We start from the raw sequence: 21,459 nt of genomic DNA on the forward strand, positions 1-21,459 counted from the left end.
ATACCAACTACATTGAGATTACAGTTCCTTAATGCAAATATTACGGAACTGAACGACCTCGGTATGGCACTGCAAGCCAATGAAACCTTCTGAACGCTTCTTCTTACCGTCACTAGGATCGGCAAATCCTAAGAGTTCCGGGAAGGTTCCTGCACTAACCAATTGGTTATTCAGTTTGACCTCAATCTCATTGCCTTGAACTCTGATTTCATAGCTGTTCCAGTAGCCAGGATTACTAGAGTTGCGCGGGCTGATTACCTTGGCAGCCCATCGTTGAGCAGGGAAAACCTCGTATACTGCACCGGTCTTGTGTAAGGGGCTACCGTAGATGTTGTTGGGAAAATCGTAACCGCGATCGTCAATTTGGATTTCGGTGCTGGAGTGATAGAAGTTATCATCAAGAGCCTTGGGTTCTAGTGTTCTTAGGAAGATACCAGAATTGGCTTCAATGTCAAAAGCTTTCCACTCCAACTTGAGAATGAAATTTTTGAATTTTTTGCGAGTAAACCAAAGAACGCCAAGTCCGACATTCTTATTACCAACACCTGCACCTAGCACTGGGACACTCTGATTTTGGACATCAAAGAAGTTTTGGCTACCTGATGCCGCAATTTCCCAGCCATCTGCCTTGAAGTTGCCCTTATAAAGGTTTTCAAAGCCTTGTTCGTCCCTGACAGCCTCAACTGAGGTGTAGCGTTCAATAATTGAGCGAGCAATCTTACGGGATAAAGCTAATCCTGTGGGTACGGGATTCGCAGAACCAACAGTGGGGAAAATCGACTGATCTACACAATAGGCATTGGATACATGGTGAAAACGACCATTAGCATCCGTGACGGATTTGGTATAGTCAGTCCCCATCCAGAGGGTGCCAGATTCATGATAAGTAGTTCCAGATGGATCTTCGCCTCCACTAAAGAACTGAATTGGAGCGTTAGGATCGCGACTAGTTGCACTTCCTGGGGGCTGGTTAGCTAACGCCTCAATGAAGGCAAAAGCTGCTTGAGCCTGAGCCACTCGAACAGCCCTGTCATCAGGCGTTTCAACCGAATTCACAAAGGCTTTAGGTATCCGCAGGGGTTGACCGTTCTCAAAGTACACATCATCCCCAGTGCCGCCGAAAGTATTAACATTCATCCAACTGACGTTGTTATTGCTACCAATGGGGCTGGTTCTGTTACCAAAAGTCTCCCCACAGGTGCGAATGCCGATAACAACTCTGTCCCCCAATCCTTTCTGGGCTTCGAGAATCGACTGCACATCATCTAAATTGGGTACCATCCGGTACAGAAACTCTTCTGGGTTGTTAGCGGCACCGGGGAAGGCTCCTGTATTCACATTGGGAGCAGCATAAAATTGAAAATGGAATTGCCCTGCTCCCTGTGATGTCTGAGTTGAACCTTGAACATGCAACGCAGCAGTCCTCAACGTGTTATCAGTTGCTGGGATTCCTAGAGCATTTCGGGAGACTTTCCAGACAAAGTTACCGCGAACGTGGGACATCAGGTTTCGCCCCATTAACTCTCCACCAGGCGCTAATTGACGGGGACGAGGGAAGGAATTTAAAGCTAGACGTGTGGAGTTGATGGTATTACCGGCGATGATCACCACAGCACTAGGCTTGAGATTCAACCTCACCACACGAGCTTTGCTCTTATCCTTTGGTGCAGAGGGATCGACCAGAGCAACCACAACCTGGGTTACAACGCCATTGACTGTTTCTAGTTTGATAACTTCAGCGTAAGGAACTAGGAATAGCTTACTTGATTGATCTGGTTTCTCTTTGGCTTCGCGGATGGAGTCGAGTAATAAGGGCAGGCTGCTGAACTTATCGATGCTGAACAAGCCAGAAACCGGTGACTCACCCTGCACGGCGATTGGCGGTGGCAGTACTGCTTTGAGAGATGGGACACGCTGCTTTTCGATAATGTTCTTGCCGCTTTTGAACAACGCATCATACAAAGAGCCGTTGATAAAGTCTTGGACAGGATAGGCACCGATTTCTCGCTCAATAAACTCATATCCATCAAACACAGACCCATCTGGCTGAGATTTGCGGAATAGATACTCCTGAACATCCAAAGACCAGAGCCTATCGCCATTTTCATCGACTTTCTCAACATCAGCATCGACTAAACGTGGTGTCCATCCTCCCCAGAAGAGTGATTTGCCACCTATGCAGCGATGGTGTGGGACAAAAGAAGAACCCCGCACTTGACCTGGATCAACCAAGTTTTCTTGCACAAGCGAACCGATATCGCCTACACGAGTTAGGCTTTGAACATGTTCGCTAATCAGAAATGGACCAGATTCTAAAACCAAAACTCGTGGGGCTTGGTCTGGATTTGCTGTCCTCCGACCAAACTCGAATAGCTTGGTAGCGGTGTATGCACCATACATACCTGAGCCAATTACCACGGCATCGAATTGACCACCTGCTTGTGCTGCGAGGATTTCTTCCCAGGTATTGCACACAAAGCGAGCGATCGCATCCAAAGAAAAAGTTGTTCTCTGAATGTCTGGAGGTGGCTGAATTTGCTGCCCAGAATCCACTAATCTATTCAATGGCATGATGCTTTATTCTCCATTACTACGTTTTCGCACTTACGAGGCTTTTCTTTTCATCCAGAGCGATCGGTTTCCAGTAACCAGAACTTACGCAGAACCTTTATAAGCAAGATAAACATTGTCCTTTACGCTTTTAGGTTTAGCGCTTGAAGAACTAATTTGCGTAAGTTCAAAAAAACATATTCACAAGATGCGATTTTTTGCTCGCTCCCTTTCATTTACTTAATAGGTAAAGCTCTTTTTGATTTATGCACTTAGTGGGGAAGTTATAGCTAAAAATTTAGTAAATAATCTAAAAATACAATAAATTTATAATATTTGAAAATTAAACATCTATCAAAAGATATATTTTTTTGATAGCACTGTTACTGAATATGAAAAAATTACTATAAAAGTACTAAATATGACACTAGTACCGCTGCGCGGAAGTCACTCATTCAAAAGTCACTCATTCAAAAGTATTATGGAATGGGCTTTTTACAGATTTTAAATGGTCTGCTTATTTCCGCGCCCGCTGTAATAGTGGTTTATCGCATTAATTTTGAGAAGCTACGAGTGGTCAGATCCCCGACTTCTTGGAGAAGTCGGGGATCTTGCAGACCATCAGAATTAATGACATGAAACACTAGAGAGCCGGTCTAGTAGAAGTGCTTGACCTAAAACACAAGATATGAATGTTGTGAAAATCGGGGATTTTAGTGTTTTGTTTTTATGCGTAGGCGTAGCCCGTCGTAGACATCGCTAAAAATCATACCCAAATATTTTCCCAAAATAGGCGTTTTATCCTAATTCACATACCTTCTATTTTGTCAACATATATTAGTAGACCGGCGCTCTAGTACTGCAAGATGGAAGTGAAAAAGTTTATAGATCAAGGCTTGTGCCTGTTTGAAATGGTTGCTTTATTTATTTACCGAAGAAAGGCAGAGGGCAGGAGGCAGAAGGCAGAAGGAAGAAAATGCAATTTTTGCCCTCAGCAAGCGTGGGTTTAAAGCCCCTAAATTTATTTATGAACAAATGTAAAAAGATTTTTTTGAGACGCAAGGCGCGAGAAAAAAGGTGTCCTTATTGAAACCCCTCAATTTATTTATGGGGTTTCCCTTCTGCCCTCTGCCCTCTGCCTTCTGCCTTTTCATGCACCCGCTGTAATAGTTGGACTAATGCCATTCGTGCGATCGCACGAATGGCATTTAATCGAAATCTGTCGGCAAATTTGGATCGCGATGATGTTGAAAAAGTCGCGTAATTTGCGCTGGTGTTACGCGTCCCAAAGATAATTCAGGAATATTATCTTCTGCAAAAAATCCTACTTCCTCAGTTTCAATACTTGGTGAAGCAGAACCACCAATTAATTAATTCGCATAGAAAAAACAGCTTGTAAACGTAATGTAGAAAAGGAGGATGTCCTTGTCTGTTTCTATTACCACCCGTGGACAACCCATTACTATGTCCCGGAAGTTAAATCCTTATTTTTAAATATGGGGTTTATGAGTCCCCAAGAATCACTAATTGATAGAACATTGATTACGACTCATTTTTAAGCGTTTCTGTTATATCCAACTCAGTTTAAATTGCTACGATTTTACCTAAAAATTTAGTTATTTAAAACATCAAATCTGCGTATCTACCACTCCTAAACGTAATGCAATACGTTGATACTTTGTCGCATCATAAAAAGTACCTCTATGCATCAGTTGTGAATTGTCCCAAAATATAACATCTCCTGGATGCCAAACATAAGAATAAACAGGAGTGCAATTTAAAACAGTTTGAAATAAATCATTCCAAAAATGTTTTCCCTCCTCTGGTTTATCTTCCATACCGACAGGAATAGCTGTATCTGAACCTAAATATAATCCTTTTTGACCAGTAACTTTGTGAGTAGACACAATTGGATGCACTTTCTGAGGAATATCAACAGTCGTTTTGTTACTTTTAGAAAACATTGGTGGTGCGTGATACATAAACATCTTTTCTAATTGCTGCTGATGTTCACGATCCAAATTATTATACGCTTCCACCATGTCGATAAACTCAGTTGTATGGGGTTCCCCATCCATCCCTTCCGGAGGTACTTCTACGCAATAAAGCATCACCACATAGAGTGCATTCATATCCAGTTTCTCTGTACGTGGGATGCCATCTTTATCATGATGCCATTCCCAAGCAAACTTTCCTATCACTTCTTGAGCAAGTCCTTTTGGATTACCCAAAATACTCACATATTGACTTTGTAAATCTGGGCTAATATCAGGATCTAATGTCTTAGAATAGCCACCGAACATTAAATCACCAAACGTATTTCTAGCAAATTCTTCCAGCTGCGAAGCGGTAAGATGTTGCTGTCTAACTACAACAACACCGTGTTCCCAAAGTGATTGCTTAAATTCACGTATTTGTAAGTTTGTCAGGTTAATTAAATTGCAACCCTGTAACACTTCAACTCCGAGTCTCGGATGCTGCTGTACTTGTTTATAATGAGTGATTGAAGTCATATATACTCCTTTTAATCGAAATCCGTCGGCAAATTTGGATCGCGGTGATGTTGAAAAAATCGCGTAATTTGCTCTGGTGTTACGCGTCCTAAAGATAATTCAGGAATATTATCTTCTGCAAAAAATCCTACTTCCTCAGTTTCGATACTTGGTGAAGCAGAACCACCAATTAATTCACATAAAAAAAACAGCTTGTAAACGTAATGTAGAAAAGGAGGATGTCCTTGTTTGTTTCTATCATAGATAGCCAAAACTTTCACAGCGCGGGTTAAATAACCGGATTCTTCATAAGTTTCTCTCACACTTACTTCACTTGGAGAATCACCGATATCAGCCCATCCACCAGGTAAAGTCCAACAGCCATCAGATCGTTCTTTAACTAATAATATCGTATCGCCTTGAAAGACAACTCCGCGCACATCAACTTTCGGAGTAGCATAGCCAACATTACGAGCGAATAAATCCAGAATATAGCTTTCTTCTGTATTTGAATAAGTGGATAAAATTTCCGCCGCAATTTGTTGCACTTGTTGAAAGCGTTGAAGATCAAAAGGATTTTCCGAATAAGTCAAACCATTTTGAGCGATCGCTTCTAACTTTTGCGCCCATTCTAGCCATTTTGGTTGCACAATTATCTCCTATAAATTCGCCCTTACCCTCGAAAGCTACGGTGTACGCACAAGTCCTGTTTGCCCTCAAGCTAAAGCTTGGGGCTACACAAACAAAGCCCATCTTCATGGGCTAAATACAGAAAAAACTAATTCTAGCAGGCACATGCAGGCTTTATGAAGTCCGCGAAGGCGGACTTTGTTCGTATAGCCGAGCCAGTGCGTTGCGGAGGTTCCCTCCGTTGTAGCAACTGGCGTGCGACTTTAGTCGTCAGGCTTGATTACGCGTCATCTAAAGCGACAATTCCGGGTAATTCCTTACCTTCGAGTAACTCCAAGCTGGCACCACCACCTGTGGAAATGTGGCTCATTTGATCGGCTAAACCGACCTTTTCCACTGCCGCTACAGAGTCGCCACCGCCGATAATGGTGATAGCGCCTTTTTTGCTGATATCGGCTAAAGTGTGAGCGATCGCTTCTGTACCTGCGGCAAATTTATCAAACTCAAAAACGCCCATTGGACCATTCCAAATCACCGTCTTGCAGTCTGCAAGAGCTTCTTGGAACACTTTTATTGAGTCGGGACCAATATCCAAACCCATCCAACCATCGGGGATATTTTCAATGCTGACGGTTTGAGAATTGGCATCAGGGGCAAATTTATCTGCTACCACTACATCTGTCGGAAGCAGCAAATCAACACCACGTTCTTTCGCTTTAGCTTCCAAAGACTTCGCTAACTCTATCTTGTCTTCTTCCACCAACGACTTACCGACATTTAAACCACGGGCTTTGTAGAAGGTGAAAATCATTCCCCCACCGATGATTAGCTTGTCGCATTTTTCCAGTAATGCTTCAATTACACCGATTTTACTGGAAACTTTAGAACCGCCGATAATTGCTGCTAAAGGACGTTGAGGATTTGCGATCGCACTTTGCAAATACTGCAATTCTTTCTCAATTAAATATCCCCCAACCGAAGGACTGAGATAATTAGTCACACCTTCGGTAGATGCGTGGGCGCGGTGTGCCGTGCCAAAAGCATCGTTAACATACAAATCAGCATTTGCGGCGAGTTTTTGGGCAAATTCTGGATCGTTTTGCTCTTCTTCTTTGTAGAAGCGGACATTTTCTAGCAACAGAACTTGTCCATTTTGCAATGCTCCCACTGTTGCTGCAACTTCATCGCCGATGGAGTCATCAGTTTTGACGACTTCTTGCCCTAGCAACTCCGACAAGCGCTTTGCAACTGGTGTTAGGCGCAATTTGTCATCCACGCCTTTAGGACGCCCAAAATGGCTAACTAGAATCACTTTAGCGCCCTTCTGTGTTAAATCCTGGATAGTTGGCAGCGCAGCCCGAATGCGGGTATCGTCTGTAATGTTGCCACTGTCGTCTAGAGGCACATTAAAGTCAACCCGCACCAAAGCGCGTTTGCCGGATAAGTCAGAAGCGGATAAATTTGCTAAAGTTTTTTTGGACATAATACAAACCTCGCGATCGCCTTTTTGTTATTTTTTGTAAGTAGAGCCATTCCAGATTTTACCGGAGTAAGGGCTACGCAGGTTAATCAGATGTTCAAAACAGTTTTATTTCCACTCGATCAAAGCCGGGAAGCGCGGGAAGCCGCTGATGTGGTTGCCAACGTCGTCCAAAAGTACGGTAGTCGCTTAGTGCTGCTGTCTGTTGTCGAAGAACCCAACCCAGAAGCACCAACTACAGATCCCATGATGTCACCCGAAGCGGTTGCCAAACTGCTGCAAGGTGCCCAAGCTTTATTTGCTCAACAAGGCATTCAAGCCGAAACCATCGAAAGAAAAGGCAACCCTGCCTTTACAATTTGTGACGTTGCCGATGAAATTAATGCCAATTTAATCATCATGGGCTGTCGCGGACTAGGCTTGACTGAAGAAGGAGCGACAGATAGCGTCACCACTCGCGTGACAAATCTTTCACCTTGTCCTGTGTTGATTGTTCCTTAATCAAGAGACGCGATTTATCGCGTCTTTATAGAATTATGAATTAAAAATTAGTTAATTTTGTAGGGTGCGTTAACGCAGTGTAACGCACCAATTTTACTCATAAGTATGAAAATCACCTAACACCAACACGCGCAATTTTGTAACGCGCTTAAATGTGACATCATTTGTTAAAAAAGCTTCACACTCTGCTGCTAAAGCGACAGTAATTTGAAAAGCATCCGGTAATTGTAGATTATATCTAGCTCTGATTTTAGCAGCTTCTCAAGCGTCTTATACCAAATTAAGATGAAGCTGCATAGAATTTGATTTCTAGAATAATTGACCGCAGATAAACGCAGATAAACGCAGATAAATACGGATGATTATTATTCTGTGCAGCCTCACATAAAATTGGTATTACACCCTGTAAACTTTCCTCAATAGTCACTCTTGTTTCTTGATTCGATTTCTTCAATTTCTAACTCTGGAAACTCCCCACATCTCAAACGTGTGATATATTCCTGAGCATCCATACCCCCTAAGTGATTGGGAGCGATTCCGGCAAATTCCATTACATTATGGCGTGGCTTAGGTGTAATATCATAAAGGCTAAATCTTTGTATTAAATATGAGATTAAATTCAATTGCTCGTCAGGTGTGAGTGCTTCTGCTAATCTCATTAACTCAATTAATTCTTTAGACATTTGGGTTTATCCTGCGTATCTCAATAGTCAGTCTTGTTTCCTTAATTGCTTTTCTGCAATTTCTAAATCGGGAAATTCGCCCCGTCGCATTCGAGTGACATATTCTTGAGCATCCATACCTCCTAACATATTTGGCGCTATTCCTGCAAATTCCATAATATTGCGGCTTGGTTTGCGTTTGATTTCGCAGCGTTGTAGTCTTTGTGTTAAATAAGCGATGAGACGCAATTGGTCATCCGGTGTAAGTGCGTCTGCTTGCTTCATTAATTCTCGTAATTCTTGAGACATTTTCTATATTTTGCTTGCGTTTACTTTGTTTAATCTTATCAATTTTTGACAGAATTATACTGCCGGACGATTGACTCTAATTAATTTTGCTTTTAAGCTTTCTTCCGCATAAATCGCTTCATTGATACGTGTTGCTAGTTGTTCAAAATTTGGGTTTTCTGTGCAGATAATTATGCCAGCATGGTTTGGTTGTAAGCGGTGCAATCGAATAAAATCACGACGATTACGCGTCAAAACTGCTCTTTGATTACTTGCGGCAAAATCTAACACGCTTTCATCGGGAATTCTCAGATTTGCATTCCCGGCTTCGCTAGCTGTTAAAATATCGTGACCAAAAGCGCGTAATAATTCCACTACTGGTAATGGGAAGTTTTCATCTGTATAAAGACGTGCCAATTTTCAATATTCCAGATTTTCTAGCTGTTAAAATATCGTGACCAAAAGCGCGTAATAATTCCACTACTGGTAATGGGAAGTTTTCATCTGTATAAAGACGTGCCAATTTTCAATATTCCAGATTTTCTAGCATTGCTTCCTCATTTTCTCTGATTGCTTGTTCAATTTCTTCTGGGTTTGCATCTGCATAAGCCCATACGTTTACTAAGTCAGCAGCGGTAAGATGGGGAAATGCTTCTAAAATACGAGCATCACTCATTCCCAAACAGCGATCGCTTACCAACGACCAAACTGGAATACGAGTATTCGCAACACAAGCATCACCACCACACACACCAGGAGTTTTGGTAATTCCTTGCGAACCATTACTTAAACTTTTGGTCAATATTTGTATTGCCTCTGCTTTATCACTCAGATTTAATGCTAATAATTGTGCTTCTAACTCTTTAAGTGTCATAAGAAATACTTTTTCCTATTAATTACTATTTCGTAGTAAGCGGTTCACCGCTCGTCGAGTCAGGATTTTAACGGCTTAAGCCGTTACTACGTTAAGGAGCATTTATTTAAATTTAATTTCATCCCATTTTATCCTTTCAATTAGACGGTGAAAAACTTGCTCGATATCTTCTACTGAAATTCTCATGTTTATTTACCTGTCATCCGTATGTACCTCTGTTACATTTTTATTCCCCCAACTTCTCAAACAACTCCGCCAAAACCACATTAGAAAACAAAAAACCATCGGGATCGCTTAACTTTAACCTTCCCTCGACAACTTCCACCCAATGTTTCTCAAAGTAGGGTTGCAAACACTTGTAAATCTCTTTTACCTTCTCTTCTCCAAACTGTGCCGTTAACGCATCCAAACTCACACCCTCAGCCAGACGCAACCCCAGCATTAAAGTGTCTAACAATATTTCTTCCCTTGGTGTCACATCACAATCAATTAAACCCCCAGTTTCCACCCAAGAATAATATTCCTTGGTTTTACGCGGACGAGTAAAGCGTTTCCCCTCAAGATAACTCGCTGCTCCCATACCGAAGCCATAATAAGGGCGATTTTCCCAATAAACTCGATTATGGCGGCATTGATGTCCTGGCTGGGCATAATTAGAAATTTCATAATGTTCGTAACCCGCCATTGTTAAAATTTGCTGTGCCAACCTATACATTTGAACTGTGGTTTCATCTGTTGGTAAAGGTTGATCCCCAGGTTTGTAGAAACGCCCGAAAGCCGTACCAGGCTCAATGGTCAGGTCATATATAGATATGTGCGTTGGTGCGATCGCCACCGCTTTTTCTAAAGAATATTGCCACCTATCTAAAGTTTGATGCGGTAAACCTGAAATTAAGTCTATGCTAAATTCGGGAACCCGCACCTGGCGAATTAAATCTACAGCTGCAAAGATATCAGTAATATTGTGCGATCGCCCCGCAACTTGCAATAATTCTGACTCAAACGCTTGCACACCCAAACTTACCCGATTCACTCCTACGCGGCAATAGCCTTGAAGATGTTCTAAATCAAACGTTCCTGGGTCCATTTCCATAGAAATTTCTGCCCCTGGAGAGATACCAAAACGCTGTTCTAGCGCTTCTAATATCCGCCGTAACTGCTCGATTGACAAAAGGGAAGGAGTCCCCCCACCAAAGAAAATTGTCTTCAAAGGTAAACCAAAAGTCGCTGTAGCAGCAATTTCTGCAATTAATACATCAACATAGTGGGATATACCGACAGATGTTTCACCCCGCAAGCGATCGCCTACCACAGACACCGGAAAATCACAATAAAAACACCGTCGTCTGCAAAAGGGAATATGTACGTAAGCAGAACTCGGCATCCCAAAAAAGATCACTTTTTCAGCCATTTTTACAGACAATTAAATTATTATTCCTATAGTTACAAACTATGAAAATTAATAGAGTTTTTACAACTTTTTATATTTATTGCAACAAAACGATCAAAAATATGAATATAAAACTCTTTGGTTATAATAATTGCAGATATTCCCTGCTTAAATCCTTAGAGTAAGTAAATATTTATAATTTTATCTTACCGATGAAATAAAAAATACTGGACTCTTGCGGTTAACACAGTTGCAGGAAAACAACACAGCTTATGCTTGATGCAATTATCATTTTCTCATTCATCCTCTTAGCGGCGGGTATAGGGTACTACAGCACCGATATCATACCCAATGTTACACTAGACCGCGTTACGAATCTTGAGGCTTTACGCTTGATTGTTGCCGTTTTTGCTGCAATCATTGGCGGTGCATTCGGATTGCGATTTCAGACGGGATATCGCCGTCTAGAAGCACAAGTTAAAGAATTGCCTCTAGAAGTGATCTTAACTCGTGCCATCGGCTTGGTCATTGGGTTATTGATAGCAAACTTAATGCTGGCGCCTTTGTTCTTGTTGCCAATTCCAGCAGATTTCGGCTTTATTAAGCCACTAGTTGCCGTTGTCGGCAGCATCGTGCTGGCTTATACAGGCATGAATTTAGCAGATACTCACGGACGTGGGTTATTACGGCTGATTAATCCTAATACTGTGGAAACAATGGTAGTAGAAGGAACTCTAAAACCTGCCAATACCAAAGTTTTAGACACCAGCTGCATTATTGATGGTCGCATTGAAATGCTGTTAGAAACAGGATTTCTCGAAGGGCAAATTCTCGTACCGCAATTTGTCTTGCAAGAATTGCAACAAGTAGCTGATGCTAATAAAGACCTAAAGCGAGTGCGGGGAAGACGAGGACTAGAAATTCTCAACCGAATTAAAGAAGCGTACCCCGATCGCATTTTAATCAACCCAGCAGATTACGAAGATATTCCCACGGTAGATGCGAAATTAGTGCGATTTGCTCAAGAAATCAGCGGTACACTGCTAACTAATGACTACAACTTGTCGAAAGTAGCTAGCGTTCAAAAAGTGCCTGTTTTGAATGTTAACGATTTAGTTAACGCGGTTCGTCCCTCGTATTTACCTGGGGACTATATAGACTTGAAGATTCTCAAAGAAGGTAAAGAACCTAGTCAGGGTATCGGCTACCTCGACGACGGTACAATGGTTGTCGTTGAAGAAGGCAGTCCTTATGTCGGTGGTGAAATCCGAGTGGTAGTCACCAGTGCTTTGCAAACTTCAGCCGGAAGGATGATTTTTGCGAAACCCCAAGCTTCCGCATTAGCCTAAGTTAAATGGCTGGAAAAATTGGCTTAAATTGTGCGATCGGTGCAGGTTGACTGCACCGATTTTTGATTAAATAAAAAACTTTTCCCGTTCCTGAATTCAGGACGTCAAAATGATTTTTGTAGAGACGTAGCACTGCTACGTCTCTAAAATTCATCCCATCATACAGCAAATTTCGGGTATATGAGGTACATAGGTAAAACCCAAAACCCTATAGAGACGTAGCATTGCTACGTCTCTACATGTATTTCATGACAACGCAATCTGCTGTATGATGTCCGGTAAATTACTTGTAATGTAAAGACGTTCCGACGGAACGTCTCTACGACGGTAGGTAGGTTTTTATTCCTGTTAATTAAACGGACATGATATCAATCAGACGTTCCGACGGAACGTCTTTACGACGGTAGGTAGGGTTTTATTCCTCTTAATTAAACGGACATGATATCAATCAGATGTTCCGACGGAACGTCTCTAGGACGGTAGGTAGGGTTTTATTCCTGTTAATTAAACGGACATGATATCAATCAGCAACACCAAACTTTTAGCTCAAAATTTATTGCTACTCCTCACTTTCTCCTTGGGTTTGTAATTGTTGCAACTGCTCAACAGTTAATCCTGTCACCCTTGCGACTTCCTCTAATGGCATATTAGTATTGAGCAGATTTCTTGCCACTTCAAGTAGAGCTTCAGTTCTCCCTTCAGTTTTACCTTCAGTTTTACCTTCAGTTCTACCTTCTTCTAAAATCTCTTGATAAATTACTGATTCGCGCATAATATCAGACCTCAAAACTCGTTTTATGACCTCTTGATTTAATACTAAACCAGCTAAAATCGCCGTGGAAGCAGCAACATTACTTTGAGTTATTGATTCTGTAATATTGTTAATTTGTTGTGCTACTTGGTTAAGTACAGCTTCTCGATCAATTGTACTACTTAACACCGCCAAAGGTAACAGTCCTGGAGTTCTCAGAAATACCTCAGTCGGTTGTTCCCACAGTCTGATAACTTCAAACTCATGACGAGTGCGAGTCAAAATAAATCTATTTTGCTGCACCAAATCGGAATTTGTTTGCTTGAGATAAATCACGACTTGATGCATTTCCTTTTGGGGAAAGCGACGATAAACACGAACGCGATAATCTAGCATCCGAAAAGGAATTTCTGCATCGGCTTGAGTTTGAAACTCCAAATGCAGTACCTGTTCTTCTGACTGTAGCAAAATTAAGGCATCAGCCCGAATCGGTTCTAAGGATAATTCCTTGGGACTAAGTTGAGTTAAGATTATTGGTTCTCCTAACAACCAAGTAGCGAAGTCAGTAGAGAAGTTCTCAGCTAAAAATTTACAGATGTTGTCAAACATGCTCTAATTTTAGCAAGCGATCGCCTCCTTTCTTTCCGTCACACAAGTACAGCAGATTGCATTGTTATTAAATACATGTAGAGACGTAGCAATGCTACGTCTTGTGAGCGGGTTTTGGGTTTTCAGATAAAATTGCTTTGCTTTATTAAATTATTCTACAATAATCACCAAAAATATTGCTAATTTCAAAAGACAATCCATCAAACTTATATAATCTCAAGTGTGTTATGCTTTGAGCGTAAATGTAGCTTAACAAGACAAGCTGTCAAAGTATTACTGCTATTTTAGTAATTTACTTGTAGGGCAAAATACAAATAAAACTAACTTATTTAACTTTCCAGCAAATTAGACTCTCAAATTTTCACAAAGCAAATATATATCAATCAAAAAACTTCCAAATCAAGAATTTATTTGCTATATTCAACCTGGGTTTTGCCTAACTAATAGAGGGTAGTAATGGATTTTTTATCTAATACAGTTGTGCTATCGCGGATGCAGTTTGCGCTAACTGCAATATTCCATATGCTATGGCCCGTCTTAACTACAGGCATGGGAATATATTTAGTAATTGTTGAGGGAATGTGGCTGAAAACTCGCAATCCTGACTATTATCTTCATGCCCGTTTTTGGTCAAAGCTTTATGTTCTGAACTTTGGGATCGGTGTGGCATCGGGTATCCCGATGGAATTCCAGTTTGGAACCAACTGGGCACCTTTTGCTGAAGCTACAGGAGACTTTTTTGGTAGTATTTTAGGATTTGAAGCTTCAATGGCATTCATGCTAGAAGCTGGTTTTTTGGGGATCATGTTGTTTGGCTGGGAGCGGGTTCATCCGGTAATTCACTATTTCGCCACAATCATGGTTGCCTTTGGCGCAAATTTATCGATATTCTGGATTTTGAGCGCTAATTCTTGGTTGCAAACTCCAGCCGGTGGAGAAATGGTTAATGGCAAGTTTGTTGTCCACGATTATTTTCAAGCCATTCTCAACCCGTTTATGGCAAAAAGTGTTTTACATATGTTTTTTGCCACATTAGAAACTTCATTGTTTGTAATTGGTGGAATCAGCGCTTGGTATATTCTTAGAAATCGCCATCAAGCCTTTTTTAGCAAATCTTTGAAAATAGCTTTAGCAGCTGCGATCGCAGTCGCACCGATACAAATCTACATGGGGCATTTAAGCGCCGAACAAGTATATCACTATCAGCCTACAAAACTCGCAGCAATGGAAGCTCGTTGGGAAACAATCCCAGCAGGAGAGTCTGGTGATTGGACTGTTGTCGCGTTACCTAACGAAAAAGCGCAAAAAAATGATTGGGAAATTGCCATTCCAAAAGCATTAGGATACATTCTCGAATTTAAACCAAAACTCTCTGAACCAGTCCTTGGTTTGAAGGAATGGAAACCAGAGGATCGTCCTCATTTAGTCGGTTTAATTTATTATGCTTTCCGCATCATGAGCGGTATCGGTTTCTTCTTAGCAGCATTAATGTTGTGGAGCGTGCTTCAATGGTTGCGTGGTAAACTATCAGCCGAAAATATTACTCAGCAACGTTGGTTATTGCGTACCTGGATGTTCGCAGCACCTCTGGGATATATAGCCATTGAAGCGGGTTGGATTGTCCGCTGTGTTGGACGTCAACCGTGGACTGTTTACGGGCAGATTCGTACAGTTGATGCTGCTTCTCATATACCAGCTAGCAACGTCTTAACCTCACTAATTAGCTTTGCAATTGTTTACACCATTTTGTTTATTTCTGCTATGTATTTTGGCAGCCGAATTATCCGTATTGGACCCAATTTAAACTTGCCGATACCGGGAATTGAAAATGAATCCGCAGTAAATACTACCCCTGCGGAATTTATCCCCGATCAGCGTCCAGTAGAAGCACAACAATAGGAGATTTTATGGAGGCTTTAGAGCATTTTCTTCCTGAGGTATGGTTTGTCATTTTGGCTCTTTTCCTCTTCCTCTACGTCATGCTGGATGGTTTTGACTTAGGGGTAGGAATATTATCTTTAACTTCCGACGATGACGATCGCCGGGGCATTTTAATGACTAGTTTGGGCAACGTTTGGGATGCTAACGAAACCTGGCTAGTTCTCATGGGAGGTGCTTTATTTGGGGCATTTCCCCTCGCTTATGGGACGATTTTGAGTGCTTTATACATCCCAATTATGGGTATGGTTTTTGGGCTAATTTTTCGTGCAGTAGCGTTTGAATTTCGCGAACATTCAAACCGAAAATACTTTTGGAATTTAGCTTTTGGTGCGGGGAGTTTTTTAGCGTCTCTTGGTCAAGGATTTGCCCTTGGTAGTGTACTATCAGGTATTTCAGTTGATGATTCAGGTCACTTTATTGGTACTACTTGGGATTGGTTGAATTGGAAGTCAATATTGGTAGCTTTGACTTTGATTCAAGGCTACGTTTTGATTGGTTCAACTTATCTAATTATGAAAACAGATGGTGAATTACAAAGAACCCATTACCGAACTGCCAAAATAGCGACTGTGACAACGTTGATTGGAGCAATTTTGATTACGATTTCGACTCCTGTGTTTTATGAGAATACGCGATCGCGTTTATTTCATCAACCAGAAATTTATATCTTTGCATTAATTCCCATATTAGGAGTTTTGCTAATCTGGCAACTCTTCAGAAGCCTCCAACGTGAAGAAGAACGCGCACCTTTTATTTGGACTATCCTCATTTTCTTACTCAGTTTTATTGGGCTGGGGTTAATCGTTTTTCCTTATGTTATCCCCACTCATATCACCATTTATCAAGCCGCTGCTTCATCAAGTGCGCTGGTTTTCATGATTATCTTCATTGGTTTTCTTATTCCCATCATGCTGTTTTACAACATTTACCAGTACATTGTTTTTCGAGGTAAAGTCACTGGTGGTCACTATGAAGCATAGGAAAGAATTAGGATTGTAAAATTGTAAAGACGTTCCGTCGGAACGTCTCTACGTCGGGATTTCTAGCACAATCAAAATAAAAGGTTTCATATCTCGCAAATGACATATATTGTAGAGACGTTCCAGCGGAACGTCTATTAAATATTATAAAGACGTTCCGTCGGAACGTCTCTACATCATATTTTGTGGCACTATCAAAATAATTTGATATTTTATCTGTATAAAATCACAGATATTTTTCCATTACATAGTTTTTAAACGTAATTCCTCGTCGTTCTACTTGCTGTTCCTTAACTATGCAAAATCCCTTGCTTATAAAAAATGGCTTTGCAGTAATACTTGCTTCTGTATATAGTCGTTTAATTCCTTGCAGTTTTGCAGCATTTTCTATATGACTTAAAAGCTTTGAACCAATACCCATTCTTTGATACTTACTATGACAATAAAAACAATCAATATGACCATCCGCTTCTAACTCTCCAAACCCAACTATCTCACCATTATCTTCAGCAATATAGGGAAGCTTGGTTTGTAACCTTTTGTGCCAAACTTCGTAATCCATATTTTCCGGTGCCCAAGCATTTACTTGTTGTTGAGTGTAATCTTGAATATTAATTTCATGAATTGTATCGTAAAACAGTTTCATGATTGCCTGAGTGTCAGATAGTATATATTCTCTAATTATCATATTGAATTTGACTAACGTTCATAAATCTCTAACGGCAAATTATCTGGGTCTTTAAAGAAAGTAAATCGCTTGCCTGTAATTTCATCAATCCTAATATTTTCTACCTCTACACCTTTTGATTTTAATTCCAAAACAGTTTGCTCTATATCTTCAACTTCAAAAGCCAGATGTCTTAATCCACAAGCTTCGGGATTATTAACTCTTTTAGGTGGATTAGGAAAAGAAAATAACTCAATTTGCTGGTTTTCTCCCACTTGCAAATCTAATTTATAAGAATTTCTCTCAGCGCGAAAAGTCTCTTCAATTATAGAAAAGCCCAAAACTTCTACATAAAACCCTTTGGAACGTTCATAATCAGAACAAATAATCGCTATATGATGAATTCCAGTGGTTTTCATTAAATTAGTAGGGGATAGTGGTTAGTGGATGGTGGTTAGTGGTTAGTGGTTAGTGGATAACTATTGACTGTTAACCAACAACTAACAACTAACAACCAACAACCAACACTTAATATTAAGGATCTTGCAAAACTGTTTTAGATACAATCCTGGTTTTCTTACGATCGCTTTCCGATAATTCTTCCCCAGATTGCAACCTCGTGGCAGAAGTTTGTAACACCGTCGCTGCACTAGTATCGCCCATTTGCAAAGCGGTTTTTGCCGCAGTTTGCAGCATTGTTGCGGCACCAGCGCGATCGCCTTGTTGTAATTTCGCTTCCGCTAGTTGAGTTTGGCGATATTTCGCTAATGCGAGAACATGTTGCTGCACTTGCGGATCGTTCGCGGCTTGATAAGTCCGAACTACATTAGCATAAATTGGGATATTTGGCGAAAATAATCCAGTTTGGTTGTCGGTGGGATCGTCGTAGCGGACTTGTACATTAGCGATCGCTTGTTTACCTTCGGGCAATTGTCCCAGATAAATATTCGCTAAAATCACTCGTTCCACATCTTTCATTAAATCACCCAAACGCACCGCGAAACGTCCATCAGCTTCGTATTGTATAGGTAACTCAATTGTGTCTGGGGCAACTTGAGCGATCGGTTTGAGTTCTGCTAATCGCACTTTCGGCATCAAAGAAAATAGTAAATAAGCATTCGTCAATCCCACCGTTTGCATCCGGGTAAAAAGCCGACTAAATTCTTCTACTGCCCGTTCTGGTTGTTGAATGTAAGACAAAGTACCCAAACCAGCATCAGCAATTTTTTCTAAAACATCTTGATTCCAATTGTCGCCAAATCCCAAAGTATTTAAAGTCAAATTGTAACTAGCAGACAATTGAGCAAATTTCAAACAACGGTTGTTATCACCGTGTTCATTTTCGCCATCAGTTAACAGAAAAGCTTGAGAAATAGTTTCTTTTTTTCCCTTTGCTAATTCTTCAATCCCCAAACGCAAACCTTCATCAATTGCCGTTCCTCCATCTGCCGAAAGTCGGTTAATATCCCTTTTGATTTGTTCGGGATTTTCGAGAAATTGATTCGGGACTAAAACCTTAGCACGGTGATCGAAAACTACAATACTCAGGCGATCGCCTTTTTTGAGTTTGTCAACCAAACCAATCGCCGCTTTTTTCACAGTTTCTAGTGGTCGCCCATTCATCGAGCCACTATGGTCTAAAATTAGACATAAATTCAAAGGGACATTGCGATCTAGATTTTCCGCGATCGCCGAAATCGAAATTGACAACTGACGTTGACTGTTTTGCTGATTTGCGTCCAAACTATCATCATTCAGAGTTGGCTGCAAGCTAACCTTCATAATCCAGGTTTCCTATCTAGACATACATATTTATAAATAACTTCAATTTGCACGCATCGCGCTACGGAAAATTTACCCCACACAGATACCTTAACAATATTCACATTCCCTTGAGCACGGGACAAGGAGGACAAGGGGCAGGGGAGTTTGTCTCCTTATCTCCCCCCTCTCCCTTGTCCCCCTTGTCTCCCCCCTCTCCCCCTCTCACGAGTGCATAGCGAGAAATCCACACCTTTAACGCACCTAGCATCGCGCTAGTATGTATTACAGTTAACGGCATTATTTCAGGCAACAGTTGCTATGGATATATCCCCCATCAAGGCTGTTCAAGCCCCATACGGCGGCGGTGATAACTTCTACCGGACACCTCCGCCAGATTTACCTTCATTATTGTTAAAAGAGCGAATTGTCTATCTTGGGATGCCACTGGTGCCTGCTGTCACGGAACTGATAGTCGCCGAATTGCTGTATTTACAGTCTGACGACCCAGAGAAACCAATTAAAATCTACATAAACTCTACCGGCACTTCCGGTTACAGTGGCGATCCCGTCGGCTTTGAAACCGAAGCCTTCGCCATCTATGACACGATGAAATACATCAAGCCCATCATCCACACCATCTGCATTGGTTCAGCGATGGGTATGGCAGCGATGCTTCTCAGTGCTGGAACAAAAGGTTGCCGCGCCAGTTTGCCCAACGCCTCCATTATCCTACACCAGCCTAAGAGTTACGCTCAAGGTCAAGCAACCGATATTCAAATTCGGGCGAAAGAAGTTCTGGCAAATAAAGCATCGCTGGTTGATATTTTGTCTAAAACCACCGAACAGCCTCGAGAAAGAATTATCAAGGACATGGATCGGCTGTTATACATGACACCCTATCAAGCGAAGGAATACGGTTTGATTGACCGAGTTTTTGAGAAAGAAGAACTCGCCAATCCGCCATTACCAGCTAGCGTCCTTTAATTTGTCTTTAGTTATTTGTCCTTGGTATTAGACAAATGACTCTTGACTATTGACCCTTGACTCTTGACTATTGACTATTAATTATTGACAAACGGAGAAAAATATGCCTATAGGCGTTCCTAAAGTTCCCTACCGGATGCCAGGGGAACAATATACACAGTGGGTTGATATTTACAATCGTCTTTACCGCGAACGGATTATTTTCCTGGGACGAGACATTGATGATGAAATTGCGAACCAAATCATCGCCGTCATGCTGTATCTTGATTCGGAAGATCCAGGTAAGGATATTCAACTGTACATCAATTCCCCAGGTGGAATGGTGACGTCTGGTTTGGCGATATATGATACAATGCAGCACATCAAATCAGATGTGGTAACGATTTGTGTCGGTTTAGCAGCCTCGATGGGTTCATTTCTGCTAGCGGCTGGCGCCAAAGGCAAACGGCTGGCATTGCCTCATTCCCGCATCATGATTCACCAACCTTCAGGTGGAACTCGTGGGCAAGCATCCGATATCGAAATTGAGGCAAGAGAAATTCTCCGGATTCGTCATCAGCTAAATAATATTTACGCTGATAACACCGGTCAGACTTTGGCAAAGATTGAAAAAGACATGGATCGCGACTTTTTCCTGTCTGCTGCGGAAGCGAAAGAGTACGGTTTAATTGACCGTGTAATTGAAGACCGACCGTAGAAGAGGAGGGGGACAAGGGGACAAGGGGGACAAGGGGGACAAGGAGGACAATTCTTTCCCCCCATCCTCCCCTCCCCCACTCCCCCACTCCTCCCCTTCCCTGCCCGATAATTGTGAAGTATGAACTTTAAATTAAAAATTTAGTCTTTATGATTTATAATTCAGGCTTTAAGCTAATAGCTGATATTCTTGCTTCTGATGGCTCAAGATGGATTTTGGAGATTGTTACCGTGTATTAGGTTTAAGGTCGGGAGCATCGTTTGTTGACATCAAAACGTCTTATCGACGGCTGGCGCAGCAATATCATCCCGATATCAATCCAGGTGATAAAAAGGCTCAAGACAAATTTATTGCTTTGACAGAGGCTTACAAGTTGCTTTTGACGGTTGTACCGCCAGAGGAAATGGCTCAACAACGGTCAAGCCAGTCGCAAGAAAAGGCGGCTCAGTCAACTCATACAGCGCGTCCAGAACCTGTAGTTACGGTGACACAGGAGAAACCGACGCCAAAAGCGCCATCAAAGCCGACACCAAAGCCGCCTAATTTGGTGGAAATAGAACAGCGGCTGAAGTGGAAGACTTATGAGCAGTTGCAGCGATTTTTGAAAGAAAGACGATTTCCCCAAGCGATCGCTCTCGCGGAAGCTTTAGCAGAACGTTTACCTGAAGATGCCGAAGTGCGACAATGGCAAGCGATCGCCTATCAAATTTGGGGACGAGCGCTAATTAAAGAAAAACAACTGCTCAAAGCCAGAATTTATCTGAAAAAAGCCTTAAAGACTGACCCTAATAACAAGTCTCTTTCCCAAGAAGTCCAGCGCGACTTCCAGAAGCTAGAGCAGGCTTTTTGA

Annotated in this window: 22 protein-coding genes and 1 pseudogene; 7 read left to right on the forward strand and 16 right to left on the reverse strand. The window is 41.5% G+C overall.

The window, feature by feature from the left end; genetic code table 11:
- Nucleotides 1-18: 18 nt before the first annotated feature.
- From TOL9009_RS0134535 to TOL9009_RS0134555, 5 genes and pseudogenes are all read right to left on the reverse strand, one after another.
- Nucleotides 19-2,571, reverse strand: coding sequence for a family 16 glycoside hydrolase (locus TOL9009_RS0134535; protein WP_029637899.1), 2,553 nt, complete (start codon nucleotides 2,569-2,571; stop codon nucleotides 19-21).
- 1,187 nt (nucleotides 2,572-3,758) lie between these two features.
- Nucleotides 3,759-3,990: pseudogene (locus TOL9009_RS49885) on the reverse strand (ADP-ribose pyrophosphatase); the annotation flags it as partial.
- A 188-nt stretch (nucleotides 3,991-4,178) separates the two neighbouring features.
- On the reverse strand, nucleotides 4,179-5,063 hold the full coding sequence (locus tag TOL9009_RS44120) for a TauD/TfdA dioxygenase family protein (protein ID WP_072022213.1): 885 nt from the start codon (nucleotides 5,061-5,063) through the stop codon (nucleotides 4,179-4,181).
- Between the two features lie 11 nt (nucleotides 5,064-5,074).
- On the reverse strand, nucleotides 5,075-5,692 hold the full coding sequence (locus tag TOL9009_RS0134550) for an NUDIX hydrolase (protein WP_029637901.1): 618 nt from the start codon (nucleotides 5,690-5,692) through the stop codon (nucleotides 5,075-5,077).
- Nucleotides 5,693-5,952: 260 nt separating this feature from the next.
- Nucleotides 5,953-7,155 (reverse strand): phosphoglycerate kinase, encoded by a 1,203-nt coding sequence (locus TOL9009_RS0134555; protein WP_029637902.1) that lies wholly within the window; start codon nucleotides 7,153-7,155, stop codon nucleotides 5,953-5,955.
- Between the two features lie 90 nt (nucleotides 7,156-7,245).
- Between TOL9009_RS0134555 and TOL9009_RS0134560 the strand changes: the two genes are divergently transcribed.
- Nucleotides 7,246-7,653 (forward strand): universal stress protein, encoded by a 408-nt coding sequence (locus tag TOL9009_RS0134560; protein WP_029637903.1) that lies wholly within the window; start codon nucleotides 7,246-7,248, stop codon nucleotides 7,651-7,653.
- A gap of 93 nt (nucleotides 7,654-7,746) precedes the next feature.
- Here TOL9009_RS0134560 and TOL9009_RS44125 read toward each other — a convergent pair whose 3' ends face one another.
- The 7 genes from TOL9009_RS44125 to hemW form a co-directional block, all read right to left on the reverse strand.
- Nucleotides 7,747-7,902: a twitching motility protein PilT gene (locus tag TOL9009_RS44125; RefSeq protein ID WP_084763482.1), complete on the reverse strand. Its 156-nt coding sequence runs from the start codon at nucleotides 7,900-7,902 to the stop codon at nucleotides 7,747-7,749.
- A gap of 167 nt (nucleotides 7,903-8,069) precedes the next feature.
- Nucleotides 8,070-8,336: a hypothetical protein gene (locus tag TOL9009_RS0134565; protein ID WP_029637904.1), complete on the reverse strand. Its 267-nt coding sequence runs from the start codon at nucleotides 8,334-8,336 to the stop codon at nucleotides 8,070-8,072.
- A gap of 27 nt (nucleotides 8,337-8,363) precedes the next feature.
- Nucleotides 8,364-8,624 carry a hypothetical protein gene (locus tag TOL9009_RS0134570; RefSeq protein WP_029637905.1) on the reverse strand — a complete coding sequence of 87 codons (261 nt, stop codon included), beginning with the start codon at nucleotides 8,622-8,624 and terminating at the stop codon, nucleotides 8,364-8,366.
- 54 nt (nucleotides 8,625-8,678) lie between these two features.
- The gene (locus TOL9009_RS0134575; RefSeq protein WP_029637906.1) at nucleotides 8,679-9,020 is read right to left on the reverse strand and encodes a DUF5615 family PIN-like protein; all 342 of its coding nucleotides are present in this window, start codon (nucleotides 9,018-9,020) and stop codon (nucleotides 8,679-8,681) included.
- Nucleotides 8,998-9,126 carry a DUF5615 family PIN-like protein gene (locus tag TOL9009_RS48150; protein WP_260676006.1) on the reverse strand — a complete coding sequence of 43 codons (129 nt, stop codon included), beginning with the start codon at nucleotides 9,124-9,126 and terminating at the stop codon, nucleotides 8,998-9,000. Before TOL9009_RS48150 ends, TOL9009_RS0134575 begins: the two co-directional genes overlap by 23 nt.
- 3 nt (nucleotides 9,127-9,129) lie before the next feature.
- Entirely contained in the window at nucleotides 9,130-9,477 is a 348-nt protein-coding gene (locus tag TOL9009_RS0134580; RefSeq protein WP_029637907.1) for a DUF433 domain-containing protein, read from the reverse strand.
- Between the two features lie 226 nt (nucleotides 9,478-9,703).
- On the reverse strand, nucleotides 9,704-10,888 hold the full coding sequence (gene hemW / locus TOL9009_RS0134585; RefSeq protein WP_029637908.1) for a radical SAM family heme chaperone HemW: 1,185 nt from the start codon (nucleotides 10,886-10,888) through the stop codon (nucleotides 9,704-9,706).
- Nucleotides 10,889-11,139: 251 nt separating this feature from the next.
- Here hemW and TOL9009_RS0134590 point away from each other — a divergent pair, with 251 nt between their 5' ends.
- Nucleotides 11,140-12,216, forward strand: coding sequence for a PIN/TRAM domain-containing protein (locus tag TOL9009_RS0134590; protein ID WP_029637909.1), 1,077 nt, complete (start codon nucleotides 11,140-11,142; stop codon nucleotides 12,214-12,216).
- 559 nt (nucleotides 12,217-12,775) lie between these two features.
- Here the strand turns inward: TOL9009_RS0134590 and TOL9009_RS0134595 are convergent.
- On the reverse strand, nucleotides 12,776-13,576 hold the full coding sequence (locus TOL9009_RS0134595) for an Rpn family recombination-promoting nuclease/putative transposase (protein ID WP_029637910.1): 801 nt from the start codon (nucleotides 13,574-13,576) through the stop codon (nucleotides 12,776-12,778).
- 456 nt (nucleotides 13,577-14,032) lie between these two features.
- On the opposite strand from TOL9009_RS0134595, the gene TOL9009_RS0134600 reads away from it, so the two are divergent.
- Nucleotides 14,033-15,475 (forward strand): cytochrome ubiquinol oxidase subunit I, encoded by a 1,443-nt coding sequence (locus tag TOL9009_RS0134600; protein ID WP_029637911.1) that lies wholly within the window; start codon nucleotides 14,033-14,035, stop codon nucleotides 15,473-15,475.
- A gap of 8 nt (nucleotides 15,476-15,483) precedes the next feature.
- The gene (cydB, locus tag TOL9009_RS0134605; RefSeq protein WP_029637912.1) at nucleotides 15,484-16,497 is read left to right on the forward strand and encodes a cytochrome d ubiquinol oxidase subunit II; all 1,014 of its coding nucleotides are present in this window, start codon (nucleotides 15,484-15,486) and stop codon (nucleotides 16,495-16,497) included.
- 226 nt (nucleotides 16,498-16,723) lie between these two features.
- Here the strand turns inward: cydB and TOL9009_RS0134610 are convergent, their stop codons facing one another.
- From TOL9009_RS0134610 to TOL9009_RS0134620, 3 genes are all read right to left on the reverse strand, one after another.
- Nucleotides 16,724-17,185 carry a GNAT family N-acetyltransferase gene (locus TOL9009_RS0134610; protein WP_029637913.1) on the reverse strand — a complete coding sequence of 154 codons (462 nt, stop codon included), beginning with the start codon at nucleotides 17,183-17,185 and terminating at the stop codon, nucleotides 16,724-16,726.
- Between the two features lie 11 nt (nucleotides 17,186-17,196).
- Complete coding sequence (gene gloA2, locus TOL9009_RS0134615; protein ID WP_029637914.1) at nucleotides 17,197-17,583, reverse strand: SMU1112c/YaeR family gloxylase I-like metalloprotein; 387 nt, start codon at nucleotides 17,581-17,583, stop codon at nucleotides 17,197-17,199.
- Between the two features lie 115 nt (nucleotides 17,584-17,698).
- Nucleotides 17,699-18,946: a vWA domain-containing protein gene (locus tag TOL9009_RS0134620; RefSeq protein WP_029637915.1), complete on the reverse strand. Its 1,248-nt coding sequence runs from the start codon at nucleotides 18,944-18,946 to the stop codon at nucleotides 17,699-17,701.
- Nucleotides 18,947-19,246: 300 nt separating this feature from the next.
- On the opposite strand from TOL9009_RS0134620, the gene TOL9009_RS0134630 reads away from it, so the two are divergent.
- From TOL9009_RS0134630 to TOL9009_RS0134640, 3 genes are all read left to right on the forward strand, one after another.
- The gene (locus tag TOL9009_RS0134630) at nucleotides 19,247-19,912 is read left to right on the forward strand and encodes an ATP-dependent Clp protease proteolytic subunit (protein WP_029637918.1); all 666 of its coding nucleotides are present in this window, start codon (nucleotides 19,247-19,249) and stop codon (nucleotides 19,910-19,912) included.
- 103 nt (nucleotides 19,913-20,015) lie between these two features.
- Nucleotides 20,016-20,609, forward strand: a complete 594-nt coding sequence (locus tag TOL9009_RS0134635) for an ATP-dependent Clp protease proteolytic subunit (RefSeq protein ID WP_029637920.1) — start codon at nucleotides 20,016-20,018, stop codon at nucleotides 20,607-20,609.
- 208 nt (nucleotides 20,610-20,817) lie between these two features.
- The gene (locus tag TOL9009_RS0134640) at nucleotides 20,818-21,459 is read left to right on the forward strand and encodes a J domain-containing protein (protein ID WP_029637922.1); all 642 of its coding nucleotides are present in this window, start codon (nucleotides 20,818-20,820) and stop codon (nucleotides 21,457-21,459) included.

The organism is [Scytonema hofmanni] UTEX 2349, from assembly GCF_000582685.1.
Lineage (GTDB): Bacteria > Cyanobacteriota > Cyanobacteriia > Cyanobacteriales > Nostocaceae > Hassallia > Hassallia hofmanni.